This is a genomic window from Pseudomonas juntendi, from assembly GCF_009932375.1.
In the GTDB taxonomy this organism is placed as follows: domain Bacteria; phylum Pseudomonadota; class Gammaproteobacteria; order Pseudomonadales; family Pseudomonadaceae; genus Aquipseudomonas; species Aquipseudomonas juntendi.
Genome location: NZ_BLJG01000137.1, coordinates 22096 through 28731, shown reverse-complemented (window position 1 = coordinate 28731; position 6636 = coordinate 22096). Strand labels below are relative to the sequence as shown.

Genomic DNA, 6636 nt, shown 5'->3' with positions numbered 1-6636 from the left:
CTACCTTGAAAATCGCCGATGCGATCGAGGCTTAATATCCTAGTTAGAAGGAAGCCCACTTCGAAAATCGCTGTGGGCTCTCGCCACAACACGCAGCTTCTGCACCTCAAAAAGGATAAATCCCTAAGATTTTGCTAATTTTTTATCCTCTATGGATTTCACTTCAGCTAAATCCTTGATTTTCTTAAATATATTTTTTTATCATTTATGGATAACAGTCACATAACCGGTCACCACACGTTTGAGCCATTGCCCTTGAACCCGGACAAGGTCATGACGCCGGCGACTCAACTCCTCACGGATAGCAAGAAGCGTCGCACGCAAATGTAGACCCGCTGCGATGGCGTTGCCCGAAAAGCTCCTTTGTGAAGCCTACCGTGCAACTCAGTTACACGCTGAACCGACCCAAAGCCGCTGCCCCTCACCAAAAGCGGATGGCTATGGCACGATCAGGCCCCTGCCCGCAGTAGTTATAGAACTCGGTAGCGCGGCTTCAAAACACAAAGTTATGCCCTAGCTCGCTCTCCATCCATTCCAAAAACCTTCTCACTCGAGGGAAGTTCGAGTGTGCTTTGGGGAATACCAAATGATGCGCTGCGACAGGGGCCGTCAGGCGCTCAGGCGCTACCTCTACGAGCGCGCCTGACGCCAGATACTTCTGCGCCAGCAACGTACTTTCCAGGGCGAACCCCAGCCCATGGCTTGCAGCCTCAAGCGTCATGTATGACCTGTCGAAACTCAAAGCGTAGGGATGTTCCGGACGTGCCAGGCCGTGCTGGGCGAACCACGCGGGCCACTTCAGCAGCGTGGCCTCGGAGAGAATCAAGTCCCGCTCGAAAAGATCCGAAGCCTGGGTAACTGGGTACCGGGCGAGCAATGCTGGCGCTGCCAACACTGCAAACGTTTCATGCCGCACGGTACGCACTTCGTAGCTCGGCCAATTGGGGTGCCCGTGACGGATGTCGACGTCGATCTTGTCTCTGCTGAAGTGCAACGATTCATACGAGCAGGAAAGGTTGATCTGAATGTCAGGGTGGCTATTGCGGAACGCTTGCAGACGCGGCATCAACCAGAGCAAGCCAAAACTGGGTGACGAATGCAGTCGCAGGCAATCCAGGCTCACGTCACTGGCTGCGCGTTCAGTGGCCATTTCCAGGCTATGCAGCAGTCCCGAAATATCTTTCAGATACTGCTCACCTACCGGCGTCAGTGTCACACCACGTGCAGCCCGAACGAACAACTGACGCCCTATCAGCGCTTCGAGTTTGGCCAATTGATGACTGACGGCGGAAGGTGTCAGGTCAAGCACTTCAGCCGCCCTTGCCAGATTGCCGAACCGAGCAGTTTGCTCGAAGGCTTGAATAGCTCTCAACGGTGGGAGGTCAATGGGTGCACGGTCGTCTTGGCGCATCGCTGCCCTCACTCTATTTCTATTGCGATCCAAGCCGGATCGAATTCAACCACCGAACGTGAACATTGGCGAGAGCTGAATTTTTTTCACCTACTAGTGACGTTTACATAATTGCTCGAGCAGCTGCAAGGAGACACCCTGAGTCATCGATCACTGAGTCGAACCATAAAAACAATCAGAGGAACTCTTCATGCTGCTTCAAGGTAAAGTTGCCATCATCACCGGCGCTGCATCCGAGCGAGGGATCGGTCGAGCAACGGCCATCACCTTCGCTAAAAATGGCGCCAAAGTCGTAATCGTGGATCTCGATGAAGCCTCGGCACGTGATGCTGCTCAAACGCTGGGCGAAGGTCATCTAGGGCTGGGAGCCAACGTCGCTGATGAAGCGCAGGTGAAGTCCGCCGTCGCTAGCGTTCTGGAACACTACGGGCGTATCGACATTCTGGTCAACAATGCAGGGATCACCCAGCCTATCAAGACCCTGGATATCCGCCCCTCGGATTACGACAAGGTGCTGGACGTGAGCCTGCGTGGCACCCTCCTCATGTCGCAAGCGGTAATCCCGACCATGCGTGCCCAATCAGCAGGCAGCATTGTGTGTATGTCTTCTGTTTCCGCCCAGCGTGGGGGCGGCATCTTTGGCGGCCCACACTACAGTGCTGCCAAAGCCGGCGTGTTAGGCCTGGGTAAGGCCATGGCTCGAGAGTTTGGCCCCGACCAGATTCGCGTCAACTCCATCACTCCCGGCCTGATACACACCGACATCACAGGTGGCCTCATGCAAGACGAGCGTCGGCACGCAATCATCGATGGCATCCCGCTCGGGCGCCTGGGTGCAGCCCAGGACGTGGCCAATGCTGCACTGTTCCTTGCCAGCGACCTTTCCTCCTACCTCACCGGTATAACCCTGGACGTGAACGGCGGAATGCTTATTCACTAAGTTCAAGTACGTGGGCTGTCGACGGCCCGCCCTGTTCTGAATCGATGACCCACCCGGCATTACCGCTGGGTGGTCTATAAAAACAAGAGATCAGACTGTCATGATTACTACAATGCCACTCGACGCGGCCTCGACCGTGCGTTCGAATGCATACCGCAAAACGGCCTGGCGGCTGATGCCTTTCCTGATGCTGTGCTACCTGTGCGCGTATCTGGATCGGGTGAATGTCGGCTTTGCCAAACTGCAGATGATGAACGACCTTTCGCTGAGCGAAATCGTTTACGGTTTGGGCGCTGGCATGTTCTTCATCGGCTATTTCCTCTGTGAGGTACCCAGCAATCTGATCCTGCATAAAGTCGGCGCGCGGCGCTGGATTGCCAGAATCATGATTTCCTGGGGCATCATCTCTGCCCTCTTCGCCTTCGTCGAAACCGCCTGGCAGTTCTATGCACTTCGTTTTTTGCTGGGGATCGCCGAGGCAGGCCTGGCCCCTGGGCTGCTGCTGTACCTCACTTACTGGTTCCCCTCGTACCGGCGCGCCAGAATGACGGTGCTCTGGTTTGTGGCTATCCCGTTGTCGGGCATGATCGGCGGCCCGCTCTCAGGCTGGATCATGAATCAGTTCGCAGGTGTTCACGGCTGGGCAGGTTGGCAATGGATGTTCGTGCTGGAAGCCATCCCTACGGTCGTCGTGGGGCTGCTGGTACTGAGCTACCTCAAAGACGGCGTGCATCAGGCCACCTGGTTGACCGACGAAGAAAAAACACTGATCAAGAAAGAGCTGGCTGAAGACAACAGTCATAAGGTCACTCATGCATCGCCGCGCGAGTTCATTGGTGACAGCCGCCTGTGGCTACTGGCATCCATCTACTTCTGTGTCGTCATGGGCCAGTACGCAATCACCTTCTGGTTACCAACCCTCATCCGCAATACCGGGGTTTCCGACCCACTGCACATTGGTTTGCTGACCAGCCTGCCCTACATGTGCGCCATCGCCGCGATGTTGCTGATGGGGCGCAGCGGTGACAAGCATCGCGAACGTCGCTGGCACCTGATCGTGCCGATGCTCGCTGGGGCCGTCAGCCTGACGTTTGCGGCGATGCTTGGTGGGAACTTGCTGCTGTCAGTGCTGAGCCTCTGCGTGGCCGCTGCCGGCGTCCTTTCGGCCTCCTCCCTTTTCTGGATGCTGCCCACCACGCTGCTTGGTGGTGTCTCTGCGGCGGCAGGCATCGCCGGCATCAACAGTTTTGCCAACCTTGCGGGCTTCTGTTCGCCCTATCTGATCGGCTGGGTTACCACCACGACCGGTTCGAGCGCTATCGGCATGTACCTGATCACCGGGGTGCTGTGTATCGGCGCGTGCCTGGTGTTGCGTATTCCAGCTGCTTCGGTCAACCGTTAATTACTCGGAGTCATCACCATGGCTGTCAATGCCTCAAACACCGGGCTCTCGGCTTTGGCCGGGCGCGCCTTCAACATTCGCCGCCATGCTCTGCGCATGGGCCAAGTGCAAGGCCAAGGCTACGTCGGCCAAGCACTTGGAGCTGCCGATCTGCTGGCAGTGTCGTACTTTCACGCGCTGCGCTACCAGCCGCAAAACCCTGAATGGGAAGAGCGCGACCGTTTTTATCTGTCGATCGGTCACTACGCCATTGCCCTGTATGCAGCGCTGATCGAGGCCCAGGTCATCCCCCTCGACGAACTGGAAACCTACGGTTCAGATGACAGCCGCTTGCCGATGTCAGGCATGGCGGCCTACACGCCAGGCATGGAAATCACCGGTGGCTCCCTCGGCCACGGACTGGGCATTGCCGTGGGTGCTTGCCTGGGGCTGAAGCGCAAAAAATCCGATTCGTTTGTCTACAACCTGTTGTCCGACGGCGAGCTGAACGAGGGTTCGACCTGGGAAGCTGCAATGTCGGCCTCGCACTGGAAGCTCGATAATCTGATCGCGATCATCGACGTCAATAACCAGCAGGCCGATGGGCATTCGAGTGAAGTCTTGGCCTTTGAGCCTATCGTCGACCGCTGGCAAGCATTTGGATGGTTCACCCAGCGCGTGGATGGCAATGACATCGGGTCATTGGTCAGCGCCTTCGATGCAGCTCGCAGCCACCAAGGCCCCCAGCCCCGGGTCATTATCTGTGACACCAAGATGGGTAAAGGTGTCGATTTTCTTGAAAGCCGTGAAAAGACGCATTTCATCCGCGTTGATGAAGACGAGTGGGATCTGGCGCTGAAAAACCTCAAGGTCGGGAGAACCGTATGAGCCATGTAAACACTACCCAGAGCGGTAAAAAACGCCTGACGACATCGGCGATGATTGCCTCTATCGCCGCCGAAGGCCAGGCAACGCGCGCTGCGCCATTCGGCCATGCGCTGGCTGCGCTTGCGGATCAGCGTCCGGATATCGTCGGCCTGTCTGCCGACTTGTCAAAGTACACCGACCTTCATATTTTCGCCAAGGCCCACCCAGATCGCTTCTATCAGATGGGCATGGCTGAACAATTGCTCATGAGCGCTGCTGCCGGTATGGCGCGTGAAGGCTGCGTGCCATTCGCAACGACTTACGCTGTTTTCGCTTCACGGCGGGCGTATGACTTCATCTGCATGGCGATTGCCGAAGAAAACCTCAACGTGAAAATCGTCTGCGGGTTGCCAGGCCTGACCACTGGTTATGGGCCAAGCCACCAGGCGACCGACGACCTGGCGATCTTCCGCGCCATGCCGAATCTGATGATTGTCGATCCCTGCGATGCCCTAGAAATCGAACAAGCAGTGCCAGCCATTGCCGAACACCAGGGGCCGGTGTACATGCGCCTGCTGCGTGGCAACGTGCCGCTGGTACTCGACGAGTACGGCTACACGTTCGAGCTAGGCAAGGCCAAGACGCTGCGTACGGGCAGAGACGTGCTGATTATCTCAACCGGCTTGATGACCATGCGCTCGCTGGAAGCGGCAGCACAGTTGCAAAAGGACGGGGTTGACGTGGCCGTACTGCACGTACCGACGATCAAGCCCTTGGATGAACAGGCCATTCTCAGCGAGGCCCGCAAATCCGGGCGTTTGGTGATAACCGCCGAGAACCACTCGATCATCGGCGGCCTTGGCGAAGCAGTCGCAGGTCTGCTGCTGCGCAACGGAGTAACACCCACGTTCCGTCAAATTGCCCTGCCGGATGCTTTCCTGGATGCCGGCGCATTGCCAACGTTGCATGATCGATACGGCATCTCTACAGAGGCGGTTTGCGCTCAGATCAAAAGCTGGATGTGACAACACAAGGGAGGGCAACCCAGCCCTCCTGTTTTTCTCTATCTACAACAGGCCATAAGGTGAGTTGCCCGGATCACTTCGCCTGCCTGAAGCGCCGTAGTTTACGCAGGTGCGTTAAAGGGGCAGCCCTTCGTGGCCGTCAACTGCGGTGCCTTTTCCGAATCACTGGTAGAGGCCGAACTGTACGGTCATGAAAAAGGCGCCTTCACCGGCGCGCTCAGTTCCAAGGCCGGCTGGTTCGAAGAGGCCAACGGCGGTACGTTGTTTCTCGATGAGATCGGCGACTTGCCGATGTCGACCCAGGTCAAGCTGCTGCGCGTGCTACAGGAGCGCGAGGTGGTGCGCCTGGGTTCGCGCAAGAGCATCCCGATCAACGCCCGGGCTGGCCGCCACCAACGTGCAGCTGGAAAAGGCCATCAACGCCGGGCATTTTCGCGAAGATCTCTTCTACCGGCTCAACGTGGTCAACCTGGACCTGAGCCCGTTGCGCGAGCGGCCTGGGGACATCATCCCGCTGGTGCGACACTTTATCGACAGTTACAGCCGTCGCCTGAACTACGGCAACATCGTGCTCAGCGCCGACGCCGAGCGCAAGCTGGTCGAATTGTGATCCACAGCGATGACCTGCGCCTGTCCAACCTGCGCATTGGCCGGCACGAAGCACCGCATGGCACCGATCAGTCCGCACTGGGGTTGCTGGAGCACGCCATGCAGCAATTGTTCGAAGAACAGGTGGAAAACCTGCACGAGCAGGTCCAGCGCACACTGCTGGGCGCAGCATACCGTTTCTGCCATCACAACCAGGTACACACCGCCGAGCTATTGGGCCTTAGCCGTAACGTCACCCGCACGCTGCTACTCAACCTGGGTGAGCTAAAGGTCAACAAGCGTCGCTCTGCCCAGGCGCAACCCTGTGAGCGCGTGCTGCACCTGTCGATCTGAGCGCCCCGCGAGCACCAGTAACGGTGCTCGCAGAGCCTTCACTCACACCACCTACCTGCCCTGCTGAGCG

The 6636-nt window shown here is 57.6% G+C and carries 5 protein-coding genes and 1 pseudogene; 5 read left to right on the top strand and 1 reads right to left on the bottom strand.

From position 1 onward, the window contains the following. Positions 1-493 precede the first annotated feature (493 nt). On the bottom strand, positions 494-1411 hold the full coding sequence (locus tag GYA94_RS18160) for a LysR substrate-binding domain-containing protein (RefSeq protein WP_161892821.1): 918 nt from the start codon (positions 1409-1411) through the stop codon (positions 494-496). 190 nt (positions 1412-1601) lie between these two features. Between GYA94_RS18160 and GYA94_RS18155 the strand changes: the two genes are divergently transcribed. The 5 genes and pseudogenes from GYA94_RS18155 to GYA94_RS28755 all read left to right on the top strand — a co-directional run. Next, positions 1602-2351: an SDR family NAD(P)-dependent oxidoreductase gene (locus GYA94_RS18155; RefSeq protein ID WP_161892820.1), complete on the top strand. Its 750-nt coding sequence runs from the start codon at positions 1602-1604 to the stop codon at positions 2349-2351. 100 nt (positions 2352-2451) lie between these two features. Continuing rightward, positions 2452-3753, top strand: coding sequence for an MFS transporter (locus GYA94_RS18150; RefSeq protein ID WP_161892819.1), 1302 nt, complete (start codon positions 2452-2454; stop codon positions 3751-3753). Positions 3754-3771: 18 nt separating this feature from the next. After that, positions 3772-4620, top strand: a complete 849-nt coding sequence (locus GYA94_RS18145; protein ID WP_161892818.1) for a transketolase — start codon at positions 3772-3774, stop codon at positions 4618-4620. Beyond that, on the top strand, positions 4617-5624 hold the full coding sequence (locus GYA94_RS18140; RefSeq protein WP_161892823.1) for a transketolase family protein: 1008 nt from the start codon (positions 4617-4619) through the stop codon (positions 5622-5624). The genes GYA94_RS18145 and GYA94_RS18140 overlap by 4 nt, the downstream gene beginning before the upstream one ends. Positions 5625-5750: 126 nt before the next feature. Continuing rightward, positions 5751-6566, top strand: a pseudogene (locus tag GYA94_RS28755) (sigma 54-interacting transcriptional regulator); the annotation flags it as partial. Positions 6567-6636 lie beyond the last annotated feature (70 nt).